The 22174-nt window shown below is 47.4% G+C and carries 21 protein-coding genes and 1 pseudogene; 12 read left to right on the forward strand and 10 right to left on the reverse strand.

Annotation, left to right across the window (positions count from 1 at the left end):
- Nucleotides 1–51: 51 nt before the first annotated feature.
- On the reverse strand, nt 52–714 hold the full coding sequence (locus A8806_RS15335; RefSeq protein WP_109732080.1) for a DUF3298 and DUF4163 domain-containing protein: 663 nt from the start codon (nt 712–714) through the stop codon (nt 52–54).
- Between the two features lie 158 nt (nt 715–872).
- Between A8806_RS15335 and A8806_RS15340 the strand changes: the two genes are divergently transcribed.
- The 5 genes from A8806_RS15340 to A8806_RS15360 are packed head-to-tail and all read left to right on the forward strand — an operon-like array spanning nt 873 to nt 5494.
- Nucleotides 873–1550: an ABC transporter ATP-binding protein gene (locus tag A8806_RS15340; RefSeq protein ID WP_181368749.1), complete on the forward strand. Its 678-nt coding sequence runs from the start codon at nt 873–875 to the stop codon at nt 1548–1550.
- A gap of 2 nt (nt 1551–1552) precedes the next feature.
- On the forward strand, nt 1553–2308 hold the full coding sequence (locus A8806_RS15345) for a hypothetical protein (RefSeq protein WP_109732082.1): 756 nt from the start codon (nt 1553–1555) through the stop codon (nt 2306–2308).
- A gap of 2 nt (nt 2309–2310) precedes the next feature.
- Nucleotides 2311–3342 (forward strand): hypothetical protein, encoded by a 1032-nt coding sequence (locus A8806_RS15350; RefSeq protein WP_109732083.1) that lies wholly within the window; start codon nt 2311–2313, stop codon nt 3340–3342.
- Nucleotides 3343–3377: 35 nt separating this feature from the next.
- Complete coding sequence (locus tag A8806_RS15355) at nt 3378–4079, forward strand: response regulator transcription factor (protein WP_109732084.1); 702 nt, start codon at nt 3378–3380, stop codon at nt 4077–4079.
- Complete coding sequence (locus A8806_RS15360) at nt 4076–5494, forward strand: HAMP domain-containing sensor histidine kinase (protein WP_109732085.1); 1419 nt, start codon at nt 4076–4078, stop codon at nt 5492–5494. The genes A8806_RS15355 and A8806_RS15360 overlap by 4 nt, the downstream gene beginning before the upstream one ends.
- A 119-nt stretch (nt 5495–5613) precedes the next feature.
- Here A8806_RS15360 and A8806_RS15365 read toward each other — a convergent pair whose 3' ends face one another.
- From A8806_RS15365 to treR, 3 genes are all read right to left on the reverse strand, one after another.
- Nucleotides 5614–6930, reverse strand: coding sequence for a replication-associated recombination protein A (locus A8806_RS15365; protein WP_109732086.1), 1317 nt, complete (start codon nt 6928–6930; stop codon nt 5614–5616).
- A gap of 111 nt (nt 6931–7041) precedes the next feature.
- Nucleotides 7042–7629: an SOS response-associated peptidase gene (locus A8806_RS15370; protein ID WP_109732087.1), complete on the reverse strand. Its 588-nt coding sequence runs from the start codon at nt 7627–7629 to the stop codon at nt 7042–7044.
- A gap of 51 nt (nt 7630–7680) precedes the next feature.
- On the reverse strand, nt 7681–8403 hold the full coding sequence (gene treR / locus A8806_RS15375; protein ID WP_109732088.1) for a trehalose operon repressor: 723 nt from the start codon (nt 8401–8403) through the stop codon (nt 7681–7683).
- A gap of 282 nt (nt 8404–8685) precedes the next feature.
- On the opposite strand from treR, the gene treP reads away from it, so the two are divergent.
- The 3 genes from treP to A8806_RS15390 all read left to right on the forward strand — a co-directional run bounded on the left by treP (nt 8686) and on the right by A8806_RS15390 (nt 12910).
- Entirely contained in the window at nt 8686–10596 is a 1911-nt protein-coding gene (gene treP / locus A8806_RS15380; protein WP_109732089.1) for a PTS system trehalose-specific EIIBC component, read from the forward strand.
- Between the two features lie 16 nt (nt 10597–10612).
- Nucleotides 10613–12265, forward strand: coding sequence for an alpha,alpha-phosphotrehalase (gene treC / locus A8806_RS15385; protein WP_109732090.1), 1653 nt, complete (start codon nt 10613–10615; stop codon nt 12263–12265).
- 84 nt (nt 12266–12349) lie between these two features.
- Nucleotides 12350–12910, forward strand: a complete 561-nt coding sequence (locus tag A8806_RS15390; RefSeq protein WP_109732091.1) for a glutathione peroxidase — start codon at nt 12350–12352, stop codon at nt 12908–12910.
- A gap of 74 nt (nt 12911–12984) precedes the next feature.
- Here the strand turns inward: A8806_RS15390 and A8806_RS15395 are convergent, their stop codons facing one another.
- The 4 genes and pseudogenes from A8806_RS15395 to A8806_RS27045 all read right to left on the reverse strand — a co-directional run.
- Nucleotides 12985–14421 carry a M20 family peptidase gene (locus A8806_RS15395; protein ID WP_109732092.1) on the reverse strand — a complete coding sequence of 479 codons (1437 nt, stop codon included), beginning with the start codon at nt 14419–14421 and terminating at the stop codon, nt 12985–12987.
- 34 nt (nt 14422–14455) lie between these two features.
- Nucleotides 14456–15118, reverse strand: a complete 663-nt coding sequence (locus tag A8806_RS15400; RefSeq protein WP_109732093.1) for a hypothetical protein — start codon at nt 15116–15118, stop codon at nt 14456–14458.
- 5 nt (nt 15119–15123) lie between these two features.
- Complete coding sequence (locus tag A8806_RS15405) at nt 15124–15852, reverse strand: DUF5058 family protein (RefSeq protein WP_109732094.1); 729 nt, start codon at nt 15850–15852, stop codon at nt 15124–15126.
- A gap of 256 nt (nt 15853–16108) precedes the next feature.
- A pseudogene (locus A8806_RS27045) lies at nt 16109–16225 on the reverse strand (ABC transporter permease); the annotation flags it as partial.
- Between the two features lie 91 nt (nt 16226–16316).
- Here A8806_RS27045 and A8806_RS15415 point away from each other — a divergent pair.
- The 4 genes from A8806_RS15415 to A8806_RS15430 all read left to right on the forward strand — a co-directional run bounded on the left by A8806_RS15415 (nt 16317) and on the right by A8806_RS15430 (nt 20412).
- Complete coding sequence (locus A8806_RS15415) at nt 16317–16796, forward strand: MarR family winged helix-turn-helix transcriptional regulator (protein ID WP_109732095.1); 480 nt, start codon at nt 16317–16319, stop codon at nt 16794–16796.
- Between the two features lie 27 nt (nt 16797–16823).
- A complete protein-coding gene (locus tag A8806_RS15420) occupies nt 16824–17372 on the forward strand; it encodes a flavodoxin domain-containing protein (RefSeq protein WP_109732096.1) in 549 nt (182 codons plus the stop codon).
- A 205-nt stretch (nt 17373–17577) separates the two neighbouring features.
- A complete protein-coding gene (locus A8806_RS15425) occupies nt 17578–19392 on the forward strand; it encodes a recombinase family protein (protein ID WP_109732097.1) in 1815 nt (604 codons plus the stop codon).
- Between the two features lie 147 nt (nt 19393–19539).
- Nucleotides 19540–20412: a GDSL-type esterase/lipase family protein gene (locus tag A8806_RS15430; RefSeq protein ID WP_109732098.1), complete on the forward strand. Its 873-nt coding sequence runs from the start codon at nt 19540–19542 to the stop codon at nt 20410–20412.
- A 171-nt stretch (nt 20413–20583) separates the two neighbouring features.
- Here the strand turns inward: A8806_RS15430 and A8806_RS15435 are convergent, their stop codons facing one another.
- Both A8806_RS15435 and A8806_RS15440 read right to left on the reverse strand, forming a co-directional pair.
- Nucleotides 20584–21291 carry an ABC transporter permease gene (locus tag A8806_RS15435; protein ID WP_242996121.1) on the reverse strand — a complete coding sequence of 236 codons (708 nt, stop codon included), beginning with the start codon at nt 21289–21291 and terminating at the stop codon, nt 20584–20586.
- Complete coding sequence (locus A8806_RS15440) at nt 21284–22051, reverse strand: ABC transporter ATP-binding protein (RefSeq protein WP_109732099.1); 768 nt, start codon at nt 22049–22051, stop codon at nt 21284–21286. Before A8806_RS15440 ends, A8806_RS15435 begins: the two co-directional genes overlap by 8 nt.
- Between the last annotated feature and the right edge of the window lie 123 nt (nt 22052–22174).

Genomic DNA, 22174 nt, shown 5'->3' on the forward strand with positions numbered 1-22174 from the left:
CTCCCTTTTACCGTTTTTGGGCTTTAAACTGATTATATCAGAACGTATGTTCTATGCACAAGTGGGAAAGTTTTCCTGAAAGGGGATGGAAAACGTTGGTATTCCAGTGGAATAGGGGGCAATATCATACTGCTGGTAATAGATAACAATCCCATTGTCATCCAGATAATAATTTTCCGGATGGAAGTTTTTCCGAAGCAGGACCGCGTAATCGTCGAAATAAGAGGACGGGGTCTCTTTTTGGCGTCCGGATATCTGGGATTCGATCTCCTGAAAAATTGCTTGGGTAAAAGAAGGATCGGAGGGAAAAAACTGTTCCAGTGTAAGTCTGGTACAGGTCTTAAAGTTCCATGTATCGGACAGGCGCGTTGTGGAGCCGTGTGCGCCGCCCAGATACTCGTACCTGTCGGTGTACAGGCTGACGATGCAGTCCCGGTTACAGGTGGTCTGGTACTCGGACAGGAACTGGTAACTGTTAAAAGGCGGCTGGTTATCAGGGATATATTTTGCATTATCCGCGGCCTGTGGAAACAGGATTGTGCGGCAGTACTCCTCTGTTTTACGTGCATACTGAGAATAGTACTGATTGATTTTCCTCGCTGCGGCGATATTATATGTGGTGTGGAAACAGGGATAGCTGATTTTGTATTGGAAGACGGGGATGCCTCGTGAATACATGGTGCGCTGGCATATGTTTGTGGATATGGTCTGCATGGCGGCCTCTTTCGATGGTGTTTTTACAGTATATTGCGCGGGCGTGAAGAAATATGCCGGGAAAAACAGTATCTTAAGGTGATCTTTAGGTTGGATTTATTTTCACTTAAAGTAAATGAACTACAATAAAAGCATCTTAAGAGAAGGAGAGAATGTTTATGAACATGTTATCATGCAGAAATCTGAAAAAAATATACCAGAAGCAATGTGTTGTGAATGGCTTAAGTTTTGCAGTGCAGGAAGGTGAGGCGTTTGCCCTGCTGGGAAGCAACGGGGCAGGGAAGACGACAACGATTAAAATGATTCTGGGACTGATTCCCAAAGACGGGGGAGACGTAGAAAAGCAGGAGAATATCAGAATCGGGTATTCCCCGGAAACACCATACTTCCATCCGTTTCTGAATGGCAGGGAGGTGTTGGAATTCTACGGGAGCCTCCAGAATATTCCGAAGAAAGAACTGAAAGAGCAGATTCCGGCACTGCTTGATCGGGCAGGACTGGAGGACAGCAGGACGAAGGTTAAGAATTATTCCAAAGGAATGCTGCAGCGTCTGGCGCTGGCGCAGGCTTTGCTCGGGGACCCAAAACTTCTGATTCTGGATGAACCGTCGGCAGGGCTGGATGCTCTGGGACGCGTGGAAATGATGCAGACGATCAGGAGCCTTAAGGAGGACGGCAAGACGATTATCATCAATTCCCATATCCTCGGTGATATCGAGCGGGTCTGCGACAGGGGGATTATTATTAAAAAAGGAAACCTGCTCTATGAGTGGGAAAAAGGGAAAGAAAACAGAAGTCTGGAAGAAATTTTTGTAGAGAAAATCGGAGGAATGTAGAGATGGGAATTATGAAAAATGCTTTGCGGGAACGGATCAGGAGAAAGGATATCTATGTTGTGATTATGATTGGAATATTGATCGTCATGATGTGCATGAGCGGCGCGGCCACGCTGTCAATAAACGGGGTATCGGTGACGGAGTTTCAGATGGTCATGCCGCTTGTTATGAATGTCATTTCCGTGCTCGGCGGCGGAATTGCGATTGCGCTCAGCCTGCGGACGATTCCCAATGAATATGAGCGGAAAACGAGCCACCTTGTCTGGATCCGCGGCGTCAGCCAGTGGAAGTACCACGGACAGCTGGCACTGGCGAATATCGTCAGTTCAGTCGGTGCACTGTTTATCCTGTATGCGGGCGTGATGATATTTGCGGCAGTGAGAGGGGAGACTGGCGTCTTGGCAAAAGGAGTTCCGGCATTTCTTATTTTTTCGGTGAGTACGGCGGCAGTCAGCCTGTTTACCAGTGCGGTCAGCCTGGTGCTCCCCTCGATGGCGGCGGGGGTGCTCTGCGCGGCGTTTATGCTGGCAGGGACGATGCACCCGATTCTGGAGACGGTATCCGGGATTGTGTCAGGGGTGTCCAGACAGCTTGTCAGGGCTATCTTATTTATTGTACCTGACCTGTATGCGGCAGAATCGCAGGCAGCGAACCTGCTGTCAGGGAAAACGGTTCAGATACACAGTATACTGGGGGGACTTCTTGTACTGTATGTGTGCGGCCTGCTCTTATTTGTGCTCCGCAGGAAGGAGGCGTAGGGATGAAGAAAACAAAAACTGTGCTGTCAGGAAAACAGCTCCTGTGTAAGGGGGCGGCGGTACTGTCAGGGGCGGCGCTTCTTGCAGGCTGGATTCTGACGGGAAACACAGGAATTGCCAGCGAGGATAAGAAAATATATGAAGAAGCTGCGAGTCTGCAGCCGGTTGTGGATGAGATTGGATTTCAGGATTTTAAACTGGAAGATTATCCGGTTGCGATGTATGATGGAAAACATGACTATGTATTCTACAATGGGGAAATCGAAAAAAGAGAGCCGGTTCTGGAGACATTTGCCGGGACCGCCTATCCGGTGGGGGACCATTTTGAAGTCATCATCCCGACGATGAAGCGGTTTGAAAGCCTGCTGTCTCTTGCAGGCGGTGTGGAAGGGATGGCTTCGGGCAGCGGATACGGGGAAGAAGAACAGACTGCCACGATCTGGCATGAGGCGTTTCATGCATGGCAGCTTAGCAGCCACCAGATAATGGGGGAACGAATGACGCCCGAGGATTTCACGGAGGATATGGAGACGGCTTCCGGTCAGGCAGGAGAAACGGAGGAGGATTTCTTTAAAAAGGAAGTGGACCAGAAAAAGGATGTGAAAAAAGAGCTTGAACAGGAGATGAGGCTTCTTAAGAAGATTGTGACCGGAAGTGCAATGGAAAAAGGAAAGATTGACGAAGTCAGGAATGCTGTATTAGAATATAGGAAGCTTGAAGACGGACGCAGGGAAAAGATGACGCAGGAAGCGGCTGATGCCGAGCGGCGCTGTGAATTGACCGAAGGGACTGCGTATTATGTAGAAGGAATTGTTTTGAAGGCAGAAAAAGGCAGTGACAAAGGCGGCCAGACATACAAGGAGCGGTATCTGGAAACACTGGATAAATATGAGGACGGACGCGGAAAGTATTACCGGATCGGGATGGCAAAGTGTCTGATTCTCGATCAGCTCTCCCCGGACTGGAAGGAAACGATGGATTTTTCCAAGAGTCTGGACGAGATGCTGGATGAGGCCGTCAGTGCAGTAAAATAAGAGGAGAGGGCGGATATGGTCCGGGGGAGGATGCAATGGAATACACGATTTTGGCAGCAGATGATGAGATTGAGCTTTTAGATGTACTGGAGCTGTATCTGGGCAGGGAGAATATCCGGATCAGAAAGGCGAAGGACGGAATCGAGGCGATGGAGATTTTCCGCACAGGGGGAATCCATCTGGCGCTTCTGGATATCATGATGCCCGGGCTTGATGGTTTTTCAGTGCTGCGGAAAATCAGGGAAACGAGCAAAATCCCTGCGATTATGCTGACTGCGAAGAGCGAGGACTATGACAAAATACTTGGGCTGGAGCTGGGGGCCGATGATTATGTGACGAAACCTTATAATCCACTGGAAGTGGTGGCAAGGATAAAGGCGCAGCTTAGGCGGAATTATGATTACCATGAAGATACGGCAAAGAAGCCGGATATTCTTCAGGCGAAGGGGGTAGTTCTGAATGCCGGGGAAGGTGTTGTGACGCTTGACGGGAAGGCGCTGGAGCTGACATCCACGGAATTTAAAATACTCAGGCTCTTTCTTAGTAATCCCGGAAGGATTTTTACAAGACAGCAGATCTTCGAACAGGTGTGGGAGGAAGATTATGCTGGTGATGACAACACGGTCATGGTACATATCAGCAATCTGAGGAGTAAACTTGACCAGCCGTCGGGACAGGAAACACTGATTAAAACGGTGAAGGGGCTTGGATATAAGATAGAAAGGGAAACAAAATGAAGCAGAGGAAGAAACAGGGAAGTGTCTTCAGACAGCTGGTAACGAGTTATATTTCATTTGCCGTCCTGCTGGTGGCAGGGCTGTATGTGTGCCTGTTCGGAGTTCTGCTGTCCCTCGGCGGCGGGACTATTGAGTCGCTTGCGCCTTATGACATGATAGATGAGAATGGGCAGGTGAAAGACTTAGGCTCTTTGGAACGAAACGGTATGTGGATCGAAAAGCTGGATGAAGACTATCATATACTGGAGGTGTACGGGCAGAAGCAGGATAAGCCGCAGTCTTATACTCAGGATGAGATTTATGAATACCTGGTCACAGACAACATGGTAGACACGGATACACCGGCCGCCCGGTACCGCGGGTTTATCAATACCATAAAACTGGACGGGGAGAAGTATTACTATTTCGTAAAAGCAGAAAGAAATATATTGAGCCTGTCATATAACTATAATGCAGCAGGCAGCGGTGCAGGGCAAAGGATCGTAGCTGTATTTTTCGTCGTGTTTACATTGTTTTTCTTTGGAAATTGTTACCTGATGAGCCGCTATCTGTCCCGAAAAATAAAAAAACCACTCAGCGAGATCACGGTTGGGATGGAACAGGTCATCAACCACGGTGTCGATCAGGTACGTCTGGATTTCCGGGCGCAGAAGGAATTCGAGGAAATCCGCGACAGCTTCAACATCATGACCGAACGGCTGGAGAATGAAAAAAGAGAGAAACGCGTACTGGAAGAAAGAAAGAACCGGATGCTGCTGGAACTTTCCCACGACATCAAGACCCCTGTCTCAACCATTAAAAGCTATGCAAATGTGCTCGAGGAGGGACTAATCAGGGAAGAAGACTTGAGAGGATACTACCAGACCATCGATAAAAAGGCAGTCAGGGTCGACGAACTTGTAAATGAAATGTTCCTAATGTTGAAACTGGACAATCCCGAGTACGAATTTGAAATAAAAAAGACAGATATCTGCGAGTTGCTGCGTACCATATGCGCCGGATATTACGAGGACCTCGAAGCAAAAGGAATCGAAATGCACATAGAAATCCCAGAAACCCCGATCTGGGCCGGCATTGATCAGAAAGAAACGAAAAGGGTTATAGAAAATCTGCTCGGCAACATCATAAAATACAACCAGACCGGACAGGGTGCATGGGTATCAGTAAAAGAAAACAATGAAACAGTAGAAATCCAGATTCAGGATGATGGGGAAGCCATTGCACAAGAAATCCACACAATCATGTTCGACCCATTCGTACGGGGTGACCAGGCAAGATCCTCAAAAGGAGGTACCGGCCTCGGTCTCGCCATAGCCCGGAAAATCGTAGAAAAACTGGGCGGAGAGATAACATATCAGTACAAAGAGGGGAAGAACAGCTTTTTGATAAAACTGTTTAAAAAAGAAAGGGCATAATTGGTATGAAGTTTCGGATGGGGACACAATATATGGGGAAAAGGTCAAAAAGTGACAGGGCAGATCCCAAAAAGTGACACCACAAAAGTTAATTGGGGACGTAGTAAAGTTGAGGTTTACTACGTCCCCAATTTCCATGTTTGTATTTCTTTTAAGCGTTCTTTTGTTTTTTGTTCTTCTCCCTGCCCGGTAGGGTGGTAGTATTCCCGGTCTTTCAGTGAGTCCGGCATGCACTGCATATGTGTTAGTTTTTCTTCGGTATCGTGTGCGTATTCGTAGCCTTTGCCATATTCTAGTTCTTTCATCAGACGGGTGGGGGCGTTCCGGATCTGGAGGGGGACCGGTTCGGCCCGGAGTTCGCGGACGTCTTTTTTGCAGTCTTCGCAGGCTTTGTATAGTGCGTTGGATTTCGGGGCCATTGAGAGGTAGGTGACGGCGTGGGTCAGGTGGACGTCGCATTCCGGCATTCCGAGGAAGTGGCAGGCCTGATAGGCGGCTACGGCTACCTGGAGTGCATGGCTGTCGGCCATCCCTACGTCCTCGCTGGCAAAGCGGATCAGGCGCCTTGCAATATAGAGTGGGTTTTCTCCACCTTCCAGCATCCGCATCATCCAGTAGATGGCGGCGTCTGGATCGCTGTTGCGCATGGATTTGTGCAGCGCGGAGATCAGGTTATAGTGTTCCTCGCCGTTTTTGTCGTAGAGGAGGGATTTCCTGCTGATGCACTGTTCAAGGCCTTCGTTTGTTACGGTAATGCCTTCTGCACTGATTTCTCCGTTGATGACTGCCATCTCCAGCGTATTCAGCGCAGTTCGTGCGTCTCCGTTTGCAAATGCAGCGATTGCCTGTACCTGTTTGGGAGAAATCTGTACATTCTGGCTGCCAAAGCCGGATGGATGGGAAAGTGCATTGTTCAAGAGCCTGACCAGATCTTTCTCCTCCAGTGCTTTCAATACGAAGACACGGCAGCGGGAGAGCAGGGCGGCGTTGATCTCAAAGGACGGGTTTTCCGTGGTGGCGCCGATCAGGATGATGCTGCCTTTTTCTACAAAAGGAAGAAATGCATCCTGCTGTGCCTTATTGAAACGGTGGATCTCGTCCACAAAAAGAACGGTCCGGATCCCCATGCGCCGGCTGTTCTCGGCCTGGTTCATGACTTCCTTGATTTCTTTGATCCCGCTCGTGACGGCACTGAAATTGATAAAGTCGGCCTTTGTCTGTCCGGCAATGATACTGGCGAGGGTGGTTTTCCCGACGCCCGGCGGCCCCCAGAATATCATGGAGGAAATCTGGTCCCGTTCGATGAGCTGCCTGAGCATCTTCCCCTTTCCAAGCAGGTGCTCCTGTCCTACGAAATTTTCCAGAGAGTCCGGGCGGAGCCGGCTGGCGAGGGGAGCCGTCAGTTTGCGGTCATCAAATAATGTCATTTGTTCCATAGTGAAATTCTCCTTTGTAAAAAACAAGATTAGCGGATATATTCTAAAATCAGGCGAAATGTGTAAAAGCACTAAAACATATTTGCCGATTCATTGTAATCGCCTTAAAGATCATAAAAGAGGCAGTGTCTGCTGTTCATATTCCGCTTCTTTCTTTAACGGCCCCGGCACTTTATGCAGAATCAGTTCTGTCTGCGAATCATCAAAAATCCATGCATCCAATTCTTCTTCATTTAAAACCAGAGGCATCCGGTCATGAACGTTTTTCATGGAATCATTCGCATCAGTCGTCAGGATGACGAAGCGTACGCCTTTGTCAAATTCTTTATAGAAACCGGCAAGGTAACAAGTCCTGCCATCCGGTTTCCGGAAGGTGTATTTTTCCTTTTCACTGTTCCATTCGTAAAAACTGGCGGCAGGAATGGCACACCGTCTTGACTGGATGCTGTCGCGGAAAGTCTTTTTATCGAGTGCAGTCTCAGAACGGGCATTGATAATCAGGCTTGACTTGCCGAAACCCGGGAATCCCCACGTGAAAAGTTCCGCCGCAAATTCATTCTGACGCCCGGTAATGACCGGTGCCTGCCCGGATGGAAAGACATCCCTTTTCCCAGCCCCGGTTAATTTCTGATCGAGATGGCGGACGAGTCGTTCAATTTCTCTGGCTGTCTCGTCATCAATATAATAACGTCCACACATAACAGGTACTCCTTTCAAAATAAAAAAGTCCGGAGGCGGCATGGATACCAATCACCGCTTTCTTGTAGCCGTATCCTGAAAACAGAAATAATCCGGCCGGTGCCGGGACTGTGTATATTCGAACATAATACCGTCCGCATTATAAGTCTGCCCCGTGATCACTGCAAGACAGTTATAGTCATTGAGCTCCAGATATTTTTCATCAATCTCTGTTGCGCGCTCCACCGTCATTTTTCGTTTACTTGTAACGATAGCCATTCCCAATTCATTTTCAATATATTCATAAATGGAATTCCCGGCAATTTCTTTTGTCAGTCCGGGAACCTCGGATTTCAGAAACATATTGATATCCAGAATCAGCGCCTTATCTTCCAGATAACGGACACGCTGAATATAGTACAGCTCACTCATGACCGGAAATCCCGTATTGGCGGCAACCCGTTCATCGGCCGTGATTTCGGCAAAACGGACAACGTCCGTGCGGGTCCTTTTATGATTTCTGACAGCAGATTCTTTAAAGGATTCGATCCCACCGATAGTAAAGGAAGCCTGATCGACCGGCTGGTAAATCACGCGCACCCCTTTCCCGTGCAGAGACTGGACATACCCCTGTTCAGCCAGCTCGGACACGGCCCTGCGGATTGTATTCCGGGAACAGTCATAGATCGTTACCATCGTGTTCTCCGAAGGAAGCAGTTCCTGATAAGGATATTCCTGAGATTCAATTTTCTTTTTTAAATCTTTATATATCGTTTCAAATTTGGCCTTTGGCATAAATATCACCTTTCTAAAGCGTTTTGCTTGTTTAAACATCTGATTTTATTATAGCTGATAAAAAAAAGAAGTCAAGAAAGCCGTGGGGATTAAAGTATCTATCGCTAATGCATTTATAGAAAAAACTAAGAAATTTCTAAATATAGGTTGACTTGTTTAAACAAGTGTGGTATAAAAGAATTACAGAACTTGTTTAAACAAGATGATGGTAGAAAATAAGACACCTAGAGTAAACAAGATACTGAGCGAATAGTCTGATTGAAAAGTTTGGGAGGAAAAGTCATGGGCAAATATGCAGAGGACGCAAAAGAGCTTCTGGAACTGGTAGGAGGAAGGCAGAACATAGCGGCTGTCTCACATTGTATGACGAGAATGCGGTTTGTGCTTAGCGACCCGTCAATAGCGGATGTGAAAAAGATTGAGGCGATGAAGGCAGTGAAAGGCAGCTTTACCCAGTCCGGCCAGTTCCAGGTCATTATCGGGAATTCAGTGGCAGATTTTTATAATGATTTCGTGGCAGCCGCGGGGATTGAAGGGGTATCAAAGGACGCTGTAAAGCAGGCGGCAAAGAAGAATCAGAATCTGCTGCAGCGAGCGGTCACGGCGATCGCCGAAATCTTCGCACCATTGATTCCGGCAATCATTGTCGGAGGTCTGATCTTAGGTTTCCGTAATTGTATTGACAGCTTGTATTTATTCGAGAACGGAACAAAGACACTCTGCGATATCAGCCAGTTCTGGTCCGGTATCGACAGCTTTCTCTGGCTGATCGGCGAAGCGGTATTCCACATGCTTCCGGTCGGAATCTGCTGGTCTGTTACGAAAAAAATGGGAACGACCCAGATGCTTGGAATCGTCCTTGGACTGACACTCGTGTCAGGACAGCTTCTGAACGCATATGCAGTGGCTTCCACGGCGGCAGCAGATATCCCATTCTGGGACTTCGGATATTTTAAAATCAACATGATCGGGTATCAGGCACAGGTCATTCCGGCCATACTTGCAGCATTTACACTCGTATATCTGGAAAAGTTTTTCCGGAAGATTACACCCCAGGTAGTCTCTATGATTGTTGTCCCATTCTGCAGCCTCGTACTGGCAGTTATCGCGGCACATTTTATCCTCGGGCCGGTGGGGTGGAAGATCGGTTCTGCCATTTCCAGTGTCGTATATGCAGGAATCACGGGCTCCTTTAAAGTTATTTTCGGCGCAGTCTTCGGATTCGTGTATGCCCCTCTCGTCATTACCGGGCTGCACCATATGACCAATGCCATCGACCTTCAGCTGATTGCGGATTACAGCGGGACGATGCTGTGGCCGATGATCGCGCTGTCAAACATTGCACAGGGCTCTGCTGTTCTTGGAATGATTACGCTGCAGAGGAAAAATGCTGCGGCACAGGAGGTGAACGTCCCGGCCTGCATCTCCTGTTACCTCGGGGTCACAGAACCGGCCATCTTCGGCGTCAACCTGAAACATCTCTACCCGTTTGTGTGCGGGATGATCGGCTCGGCTTGTGCGGCAGTCATCTGTGTGGCAACAGGCACAACGGCAAATGCAATCGGCGTCGGAGGACTTCCCGGAATCCTTTCCATCCAGCCGAAATATATGCTCTCCTTTGCAATATGCATGGCAGTGGCAATCGCAGTTCCGTTCCTGCTTACCGTAATTGTAGGAAAGAAAAAAAGTATGAAAAGATCAGAAACTGAAATGATTCCAGAGGATACAGAAGAACCCGTAAAAGAATTAAAGGCTTTTCTGGACGGCAGAGTCATTCCGTTAAAAGAAGTGGGAGACGGTGTGTTTTCCGAAGGAGTCATGGGAGACGGACTGGCAGTGATCCCGGAAAATGAAACACTGTGCGCCCCGGCAGACGGGACCGTGACGGTGCTGATGGAGGAGTCCAGACACGCCTGCGGCCTGACGCTTTCCAATGGCATGGAACTGCTTCTCCATGTTGGGATCGATACGGTCGACATGAAAGGAGACGGGTTTGAGTATCTCGTGAAAGAGGGGGATAAAGTCCGTACGGGAGATCCGCTCATCTGTTTCGACAGAAAAAAAATCAAACAGGCAGGCCATCCAGATACAACGGTGTGCATTATTACGGATGAAGGAGAGGCGCGCGGTATCCAGTTCCATACGGGTATCCGTGCAGAGGCAAATGATACGGCGGTGATTACATTTGAATAAGCAGGAGGAACGGAGCATGGCCGGTTTTAAAGATAAAGTAGTATATCAGATTTACCCGAAATCATTCAAAGACTCAAATGGGGACGGATTCGGGGATTTAAGAGGAATCACGGAAAAGTTGGATTATCTGGAATCACTGGGTGTAGATTACCTGTGGCTGACCCCGTTTTTCATTTCCCCCCAGCATGATAACGGATACGATGTGGCAGATTACTTAAAGATCGATCCGCGGTTCGGTACGATGGAGGATTTGGAGGAGCTGATCAAAAAGGCGGACGAAAGAGGAATCGGCCTGATGCTGGATATGGTATTCAATCATACTTCGACGGAGCATGAATGGTTTCAGAAGGCACTGGCGGGCAGTGAGGAATACATGGACTATTATATCTTCCGGGATGGAGAGAAAGACCGGCTGCCAACAAACTGGATTTCGAAATTCGGCGGGCCGGCATGGGAGTATGTCCCCCAACTGAAAAAATGGTATCTCCATCTGTTTGACGTGACGCAGGCAGACCTCAATTGGGAGAACCCGAAGGTCCGGGGGGCATTAAAGGATGTGATCCGGTTCTGGAAGGAAAAAGGAATCAAAGGGTTCCGGTTTGACGTCGTGAACCTGATATCGAAGCCGGAAGTATTCGAAGATGATTACGAGGGCGACGGGAGAAGGTTTTATACAGATGGGCGGCATGTACACGAATTTTTAAAGGAACTGGTGCGTGATACCGGGATTGAAGACATGGTGACGGTGGGCGAGATGTCATCCACATCGTTGGAAAACTGTATCCGGTATTCCAATCCTAAGGAAAAAGAACTGTCTATGTGTTTTAACTTCCACCACTTAAAGGTGGATTATAAAAATGGAAACAAATGGGAACTGGCAGAACCGGATTTCGCAGCCCTGAAGGAACTGTTCAGGCAGTGGCAGACCGGGATGCAGAATGCGGACGGCTGGAATGCAGTCTTCTGGTGTAATCACGATCAGCCGCGTGTCGTATCCCGCTTCGGGGATGACAGGAAGTACTGGAAGGAATCGGCGAAAATGCTGGCCGCGGCAATCCACCTGATGCGGGGGACCCCCTATATTTATCAGGGTGAAGAACTCGGGATGACGAATGCCGGGTACCGGTCCATCGGACAGTACAGGGACGTAGAGAGCCTGAATTATTATGAAATCCTGTTAAAAGAAGGAAAAACCACGGACGAGGCACTGGACATTCTGGCAGGGCGTTCCAGAGACAATGGCCGCACGCCGATGCAGTGGAGCGGGGAAGACCATGCAGGGTTTTCGGACGCAGAGCCGTGGATCGGACTGCCTGAAAATTACCGGGTAATCAATGTCCGGGAGGAAGAAAAAGATGAAGACTCGATTCTGGCGTTTTATAAAAAACTAATCAGGCTCAGGAAAGAAAAACCTGTAATTGCAGAAGGAAATATTGAGTTTATCGATGAGGAAGATCCCGGCCTGATGGTATACCAAAGAAGTCTGGGAACCGAGAAACTTCTTGTGCTGTGCAATTTCCGGCCGGAAGCTGTCAGGGTAAAATCAAAAGAGGCATTGGCGGCACTCACGGGTGGATATGATAAAATACTCGGCAATTATGGGGACGGGCCGGAAGATGGCACCTTACGTTCTTATGAGGCAGTTGTTTTATATTCTGTTTCCGTATAAAATTCATGCATACGATATATAATACTTTCCAGAGCAGGCGTATAGGAAGAACGCTTTAAAAGCCGGGAAAGGAAGTAGTAACAGATGGAATTAAAAGAAATCGAACTGACGCGGATCGACGGTACGAAGGAGAAAATGGAGGACTATTCAGGGAAAGTGCTCCTGATCGTAAATACAGCAAGCAAGTGTGGATTTACCCCGCAGTATGCCCAATTAGAGGCGCTCTACAAAAAATACCAGGACAAAGGCGTAGAAATACTGGCGTTTCCCTGCAACCAGTTTAAGGAGCAGGAACCGGGGGATGACAAGGAGATTGATACCTTCTGCCGGAAAAATTACGGAGTGACATTTCCGGTATTCTCGAAAACAGAAGTAAAGGGAGAACATATACACCCCCTGTTCCGGTATTTGACAGAGAAAAAGGGATTCGAAGGTTTTGACAAGGATCATCCGCTAAGCGGCAAGCTTCATGAAATCCTCTCAGAGGAAAATCCGGAATATGAAAAAAGCAATGATATAAAATGGAATTTCACCAAGTTTCTGCTGAACCGGGATGGAACGGTCATTAAACGGTTTGAGCCGACGGCCCCTGTGGAAGAAATCGAGAAAGATATTGAAGAACTCGTGGGTTATGAGGGTAGATAAAAGCAGACGGGAACAAAAAGATAACAACGATAAGGGAGCGGCTGCCAAAGCCGCTCCCTTATGTGGTGATGATGCTAACATTTCTTTAAAAGCCGTACATAGAATTCCACGGTTTTTACGAGTGTATCGACCGGGACACGCTCATTATTCCCGTGGATCATACCCCGCTCCTCTTTGGAAAGCTTCATGGCCGAGAACTTATACACTCTGTCGGTGATCCGGCAGTAATGCCAGGAATCACTGCATGCCATCATCAGATAGGGAGAGACAATGGCATCCTGCCAAGTATCCACAACGGCCTGACAGAGGCGTTTGTATTCCTCGCAGCCGGTGTCTGATTCTGCGGAAGGATTCCTTCCTTCATAGACCGTCACATCAATGTTCGGATTGTGAATGGTCTTTTCCAGATAATCTCTTGCGGATTCCACCGTATCACTGCCGAGCAGGCGCAGGTTCATTCCCACAGATGCTTTCGGAGGAATGACATTGAAGGCTTTTCCACCTTCCATTTTCGTGACGGCACATGTGGTGCGCATCATGGCATTGAGCTCCCCGCCGGATGCCCTGCATATCCTGTCAAACAGTCCCTCGAAACACCAGAGGTTTGCAAAAATGAGTTTGTATGTAAAGGTAGAATAACGGCCCAGTGTATCCAGCATTTCCCGGACCGGTTTTGTAAGCTGCCGCGGGAACGGGTGGTTTTCTACTTCCGTGACGGCCTGTGCCAGTTCCCCGACAATCGTATGTACAGGGGGCATGGAGGCGTGGCCGCCGCCGCTCTTTGCATGGAATTCGATGTTGGTCAGTCCCTTTTCGGCGATGCCGATTAGTGCACACTCCTTATCAACGCCCGGGAAAACATTTTCCACAACAGCGCCGCCCTCATCGACGACAAGCGCAGGGCGGATGCCGCGCTGTTCGAATAAATCCACGATGGCGGGGCAGGTCGGCCCGTTGATCTCTTCCTGTCCGGAAAATGCAAAATAAATATCATGCTCCGGCACAAAACCTTCCTGTATCAGTTTTTCAGCGGCTTCCATAATTCCGCACAGAGTCCCCTTTGTATCCAGCGTACCCCTCCCCCAGAGAACGCCATCCTCCACGATTCCATCGAATGCCGGTTTATCCCACTGGGACTCCTCGACAGGGACGACATCATAGTGGGACATTAGCACGACGGGACTGTCAGGGCTTTTTCCCTTCCAACAGTAAAGCATTCCGTTTTCACCTACAAATTCCCGGGAACATGCTTCATGGATATGTGGGAACAATGCAGGGAGCAGTTCCTGAAACTTACGGAATTCTTCCTTGTCAATCAGATCGGGATCATTATAAGAAATCGTCCTGCAACGGATCATTTCTGCCATATCTTTTACAATCTTATCGCTGTCCAGGGCAAGGGCATCACCGGACGGCATGTATCTTTCTTTTGGCTTGTAGCCGAGTGCACGTACAATCAGCACTGCAAGAAAAAGTACAATTAAAATGAGAATAACCCATAGAACTATCATAATAAAACCTCCTTCGTAACTGCCCAGTGGCAGATTACAGTTTTCCTTTTTTATAAAGAATCCGGGCGCCGCCGATGGCGATCAGTGCACCGACCGGAACAAGGACACCGACAGAGCCGGAGAGTGACGGCACCAGCAGGAACAGCACAATCATGAAAATGAGCGGTGCAATCGAAATCTTCCAGTTTTTACTTACATATACGACCGCAAGTCCTCCAAACAGGGAGGGAAGTATATTATCGAAAGCCGGTTTCAAGAGCGGTGAATTTAAGATCGGGGTCAAAGGCACAAGGAGCGCAACGCCCACGGCGATGATCAGGGTTGTAACGATGGATGAGGTGGCAATGGCAATCGTGGACACCACTTCGCCTTCTTCACTTCCTGGTTTCACCTTCATATTCTCCATTGCTGTCAGTGCCGCAGGTACCTTTAAGTTTGTCAGGTTGCCCGTAACAAAAGCGAGATACGATCCGGCCGTTCCGAGCATGGGGACAAACGTGAGCACTTCGATCAGCCCGACTGTCCAGAAGATCGGGGCAACGCCGAGCAGTCCTTTGAGCACAGGCGTCCATCCCGGCCATGCATCATAGTAGATACAGGCGGCAACAGGGAAGGAAAAGATCATGATAAGAGCCGTGAGTATCCAGATCCGCCCGTAAAGGTGTGTTTTGTCTTCGTAAGTACGATTCGTCTTCATTGATATCAGCCTCCTATCAGTGGTGTAATAAACGCTGCAAATATCATGGCTCCCAGCATACTGACAGGGAGGGCATAGTTTTCCAGCCATTTCATGCTGCATTTTTTAATAAGCAGTCCGCAGATTCCCATGATCAGGGCCGAGAATAAGAGGACGAAGATCGGGATCCAGCCCTTTAATCCCGAGCGGATATCAGCGAATACCATCCCGAGGAATGCGGAAATCATTCCAAGAAACAGGGCCGTCATCAGGATATCCCCCCATTTGCTGTCCTTGTTCTTGATCTTCATCAGCCCTCCCTGAATCTTGCGGATGAACAGCGGTACCCAGAGAAGTCCCGGAAAGATTCCGAGGGTCATAACCCATGCAATTGCGGTGTACACCTTCGGGTCCGTGATCGTCTCAGATAGCGCAGAGATGCCGAGCGCATTTGCTGTCGTGGTCGCTGCGGGAAGTTCATATGTAATGGCGCCGATCACACTTAAGCGCAGCCACGGAAGCGGAAGCCCCAGAAATTTCGAGAGCGTGATGACTCCAAGCAGTATGGAAAGTGCCGGAGCAAAGGTAAAAATGGCAGTAGAAATCATCGTTTTTTTGATCTTGCCCATGTCCATACCGAGCGATTTCCCCCTCCGGTATGCCCGTACAAGGAAAAATACAGACTGGCAGATAACGAACAGGATGATCATGCCTGCGAGTAAAAATAAAAAAGTGCTGCTGGGATTAAAATTCATGTCTCTCCTCCTTTGATAGTAAGTACAGGCGGGAACGCAGACTGCACCGTAAGTAAGATGCCGTAATATGGCCCGTACAGGGAAAACTGTTCCACCTGATATAGTCTTTATTATATCACGTGAAGTCTGAAAATAATACAAAATACACTATGAAAAGCAAAAAAATAATTGCAAAAATAAGCAATATATACAAAAAGCAGAGGCGCGGTTCAGCACCTCTGCTTTATTCCCTTTATCATCCCGAAAAGGGATGAGGTCAGAATTTTTCTAGATAAATTTTTTCAATCAGGTTAATGACTGCATACAGCCCCATCGCCATAATACAAAGAAGTACGATAGACATCAGGAGCCAATCCATTTTAAACAGGCGGGACGGCAAAATGACAAAATGTCAGCCTCTTTGTTGACAAGAAGGTAACTTGTTGCTATAATAAAGTAACAAGTTACCAAACGAGGAGGGGCTCATGGAAATAAAAGATTTGATAGAAAGATTTTCAGATTCGCCGGAAAATCAGGGGAAAGCTATTTTCAGCACACTTTTTATTGCGGGGAACAGGCTTCAGACAGTTTTTGATAACAATATTCCGGAGGTGTCGCTAAAGCAGTTCATGCTTTTAACGATGATCAGACAGTCGAAGGAACAACTGACATTCACTCAATTAGGCAGGCTTCTTGGCTGTTCCAGACAGAATATCAAAAAATTGGCACAAGCTTTAGAAAAAAAAGGATTTGTCATCATAAAACAAAGCGAAAATGATTTGCGTGCTGCGGGTATTTATCCGACAGAAAAATTAACCGAATACTTTAATACCGTATTTGCAACATACGAAAAGCAGTTAAATTATCTATTTGAAGTCTATACTATTGAAGAAATCGGACAGTTATTTACTTTGATGATGAAACTGTATGCCGGCATAGACAATCTGGAAAAGAAGCTGCGATAACGAATGGAGACGAAAAGGAGAATAAATATGTGTAAAATTCTGGTACTGTACAAATCGAAATACGGCGCTTCAAAAAAATATGCCAAAATGCTGAAGGAGGAGTTTTCCTGCGATGTTTTTGAAATCGGGAGCTATAACTTCAGTGGGATAAAGAAGTATGATTTGATTGTGGCCATCGGCGGCATGTACGCAGGCGGCGTGTCGGTTATGAAATACATACGGAAGAATATCAGGCTTCTTGAAGATAGGAATATCATTATTTTTGCTGTTGGTGCAAGCCCGTTTCATGAAAAAGAATTCGAAGCGGTTAAGGAACATAACCTGAAAAACCTTCCCTTTGAAATTCCAATGTTCTATGGCAGAGGTGCATACGATGAGACGGTTATGGACTTTAAAGACAGAACCTTATGCAGGATGCTGAAAAAATCGTTGAGCAAAAAAGATCCGAATACACTGGAACCGTGGATGAAAGCATTTTTCGAAGCAGATGGCGGAAGCTATGACTGGACAGAAAGATCCTATTTGGAACCACTCATCGGTTATGTGAAAAAATATGCAGATTCTATCAAAAAATGATTCATAAGTACAAGGCGTTTTCTCATACGCTAAAGTGACAATGGTAAAAGCCGTGACAGACAATGAAAAATGAGAACGCGAAACAGAAAGATGCCGCAGAGATGAGGATTCTCCTTAAAACGGTCGAAATACTGTGCCGTGAGAAATTGATATCCGTGGCCGGGCGAATCCGGGCAGAAAACCAGATATACCGGAGGTACAGGCTTTGACCAGGGCCGTCATATACTGCCGCTGCAGTACTGAGGAAGAGAGCCAGCAGGATGCCCTTTTTAAGCAGACCGCCGAATCACGGCTTAGCGTGGCACGGCAGGGATGGCTGCTCGTAGACGAATATATAGAAGCAAAAAGCGGGACAACGACGGCAGGGCGGGACGAATATAACCGCTTATACGAAGAATTACAGACGGATAAATTTGACATTGTAGTCATCAAGAGTCAGGACCGGCTCATGCGCAACACAAAAGACTGGTACTTATTCATAGACCGTCTGGTTACAAACGGTAAAAAACTGTTTATGTATCTGGAAGGCAAGTTTTATTCGGCGGATGATGCCCTGATTACCGGGATCAAGGCGATTCTGGCCGAGGAGTACAGCAGGGAGCTTTCGAAAAAGATAAACAATGCCCATTACTACAGACAGCGGGACGGCAGGAAATTCATTCTCCCGTCCCGGACCTACGGATTAAAAAGAAACCCGGATGGGTCGGTTGAGCTTCAAAAGGAGGAGGCAGAAGCAATCCGGATTATGTTTTTCCTATGTAAAAGCATGGGGTGTACTTCAATCGGGCGTTATCTGGAGGAAAACGGAATCCGTGACAGGAACGGAAAAGTATTTCAGGCAGAAACCATCCGAAGGATTATCCGTAATCCGATCAGGTGCGGAACGGTCATTCAAAATAAAAGACATTTCGACTTCCAGACCGGAAGGACCATGCAGGTCCCAAAAGACCAGTGGATGATCCATAAAAATGCCGTTCCGGCCATTGTCCCTGAGCAGGAATGGCAGGAGGCAAACGAGGCAATGGACCGGAGAAAAAGGGCATACAGCCTAAATGAGGACCAGCCAAGGGGGAAAAATCCCGGGAAATACCGGCTTTCCGGGAAAATCCGCTGTGGTGAATGCGGCAGTCCTTACTACCGCCGGTACAGAAAGAAACAGAAAAAAACGGCCGCAGTGTGGCAGTGCCGGAATTACATTCATAATGGCAGGAACCTGGCAAAGCAGGGCTGTAAAAACAGCCGGGAAACAGAGCCGGAAGAAGGGCGGGGCTGTGACAATATCCATCTGGATGAAGAACGGCTGTCTGCCATACTGGAAAAGGCAGCAGGGCAATATAGTGACGTGGCAATAGCAGATGTTTCAGAAATCACAGGTATCATCATGCAGATTCTTACAGAAACGCTGGAGCAGGATGACCCGGCCGGACAGGTGAAACACCTGAAAAAAGAGGCAGAACGCTATGCAGGACAAAAACAAAGGCTTTTGGAGAAACTGCTCGAGGATGTGATCACGGATGAAGACTATAAAGAAAAAAGAACGCAAATTGAACAGAAGATAGAAAACATTAATCACCAGTTGGAAAAATTAAACGATGCAGGGAGCACACAGAACATACCGGAACAAAGACTGGAGAAAATACAGAAGCGTTTGGCAGACGGTGCAGTCCGGCAGGCAGAAATCGAGGTAATGCTGGATTACATCGAAGAAATTGAAGTATTTCCGTCCAGACTCGTTCTTACCTGTAAACCTGAAATGCACGGGGCAGAAAAGAATCCCCGTATAGAAATCCCATTGGATGCCGATTTCCAGTATGCATCAAGAAAAGAATCCGAAAATCAGAGGATTCTGGATTACATGCATGATAATCCCCGGATTACTGCAAAGATGATTGCAGAAAAAGAGGGAATCAGCCTGTCCGCGGCAAATGCAAGAATCCGCAGGCTAAAGCGGCAGGGGAGGATCCATTATAACGGGAAGGGCGGACATGGCGAGTGGAAGGTACGCTTCATAGAAAAATGACCGGGGAACGGAAGGGACGGGATAAGTGATTGTGAAATGGCGGAATATGAAGTATAATAAAATATATATGATAATGAATAGGGACGCGTCTGAAAACGTGTCCTTGTATTATATAAAGAGGAATTATTTGAAAGGGATATTGGGAATATGAGTAAGATGGTTAAAAGGGTGCTTGCCATCATCGTTTTGATAGTTGTGGCAGCCGGGGCCGGGGGTGTGGTTTATGCGCGTATGATACAAAGGCCAGCGGCACCGGTGCCAGCGGATGAGGAAGAAGTAAAGGAGCCTGCGGTGAAGACGGATGAGGAAGAACAGGAGGAGCCGAAGCGCGTGACTGAAAAGATAAGGGTGGCGTGTGTCGGAGACAGTATTACCTATGGTGCAGGTGTGATGACATCCCGGGAGCGGGATTCTTATCCGGCAAAGCTGGCGGGACTGCTCGGGGATGGGTATACGGTCCTTAATTTCGGGGTAAGTGGTTCCACACTGCTGAGTGAAACGAATAAATCATACAGAAATCAGGATGCATTTAAAGAATCACAGGAAGCAGATCCGGATATCGTCCTGATTATGCTGGGTACAAATGATTCGAAGGCATACAACTGGAATGCAGGGGAATATGAAAGACAGCTTCGGGATTTTGTTAACGGATACAAAGAACTGCCGGGCAGTCCGAGGGTATATCTGATGACATGCTGTGCCGCTTTCGGCGCAGACGGCAAAGACGTGGTTGCGTTTCAGGTGAACAAGTCGGTGCTGGCAACGGAGATTGTGGCAATTATTAAAAGAGCCGCAGAAGCATGTGATGTTCCGGTCATAGATATCTATAACACGACAAAGGAACACCCCGGCTACTTTGTGGATGGGGTTCATCCAAATGCAGAAGGTAACGAAGTGATCGCGGAGACGGTATATAAATTTCTTAAGCTGACAGAGAATCAAGAGGATAAAAAGCAGGAAGTACCAAGTGGGAGCATCAGAAAAGATGGGGAGAAAGAAATGTTATGCAGTTACTATTAAAAGATCAGCTATTAATGGAGATAGAAGAGAATGGGCTGTTAACCGCGCCCTGCTTTCCTGAGTGACAGACAATGGGGGCAGGTGTTAGATAGGGTGGCAGCATTAAAATCTTTTTGATGTGCGTGTTGAGGCGGCCTCAGTGTATCGCACCGGTGTCTGACATTGTGTCACTTACACAACACAGCTGAATACCTGGCTTGAGTAGATAATCAGATATCCCAGTCCGTCCCGTGCGGCCAGAAATTCGCCGATGATCACACCGACAAGGCACAGTCCGATGTTGACCTTCATATTGCTGATGATGGCGGGGATGGAACTCGGCAGAACTACTTTAGAAAGGGCGTGCCATTTGTTCCCCCGCAGCGTATAGATGAGTTTGATTTTTTCTTCATCTACAGTCGTGAAGCTGGTATATAGATTTAAAATACTTCCGAAGATGGCGACGGACATTCCTGCAACGATGATGGTTGTTTTAGTAGCGCCCAGCCATACGATGAGCAGTGGTGCAAGGGCAGATTTCGGCAGACTGTTCAGTACGACCAGGTAGGGGTCCAGAATTTCCGACAGCTTTTTACTGCACCATAAGATCACAGCAATCAAAACGCTGATGACGGTGACGAGCAGAAAGCTGGCAATTGTTTCGTACAATGTGACCCATAGATGGACAAAGATACTTTTATCCAGAACCATCCCCCAGAAACATAAGGCTATTTTGGACGGGCTGCTGAAGATAAAGGAATCAATGATCCCCACATTAGCCGTAAATTCCCACAGAAATAAAAAACTCAAAAGGATTGCCACGCGTGAGACACGCACAATCCTTTTGTGCTTTTTGCGCATATTCAGGTAACTTTGCTGTCCAACAGAGATTTCACTCATTTTGATTCAACTCCCCCCATATAATATTGAAATAGTTTTTAAATTCGGGAGCATTCCTCCGAAGAAGAGGAGTGTCTTTTTCAAGAGTAAATGTGACCGGCACGATTTTGGAAATGTGGGCCGGCCGGTTTGTGAGAATAATTACCCGGTCGGCAAGGCTGACGGCCTCGGATAAGTCGTGCGTTACTAAAAGTGCTGTCTTATGTGCATTGCGTATGATCTGCCCGATGTCATCCCCGACAGATAAACGGGTCTGATAATCCAGTGCGGAAAACGGCTCATCCAGAAGCAGAAGGTCCGGTTCCAATACCAGAGTTCTGATTAATGCGGCACGCTGCCTCATTCCGCCTGATAATTCAGAAGGTTTTGAATTGGCAAATTGTTTTAGTCCATACAATTCCAGCAATTCATTAGCTTTTGCCCGTGTTTTTGCAGAGAGCATATGCTGGATTTCCAACCCGAGAAGAATGTTGCTGTATACAGTCCTCCATTCAAACAGGTGGTCATGCTGCAGCATATATCCGATATTCATCGTACTTTCTTTCCAGTCTTTTCCATTCATTTTTATCAGCCCTTCTTCCGGTTCCAGCAGTCCTGAAATAATGGACAGGAGGGTGGACTTCCCACACCCGGATGGGCCGACCAGAGCGACAAATTCGCCGGCGGCAATAGAAAAAGAGATATCTGTCAGTGCCTTGGTTTCTCCTTCTAAAGTGTGGTACGCATAATTTATGTTTTTTAATTCAAGTATTGGTTCCATGCAGACACTCCATTCGACAAGTATATAGTTAGTTTATGAGAAAACAGAAGATAGGTGACAAACACTTAATGTAAGAGAACCAAAGGCTGTAAAGTGATTTTAAAGGAAGATTCAAATCTTTAG

The sequence above is a fragment of the Faecalicatena orotica genome, assembly GCF_003149245.1.
Classification (GTDB): domain Bacteria; phylum Bacillota; class Clostridia; order Lachnospirales; family Lachnospiraceae; genus Faecalicatena_A; species Faecalicatena_A orotica.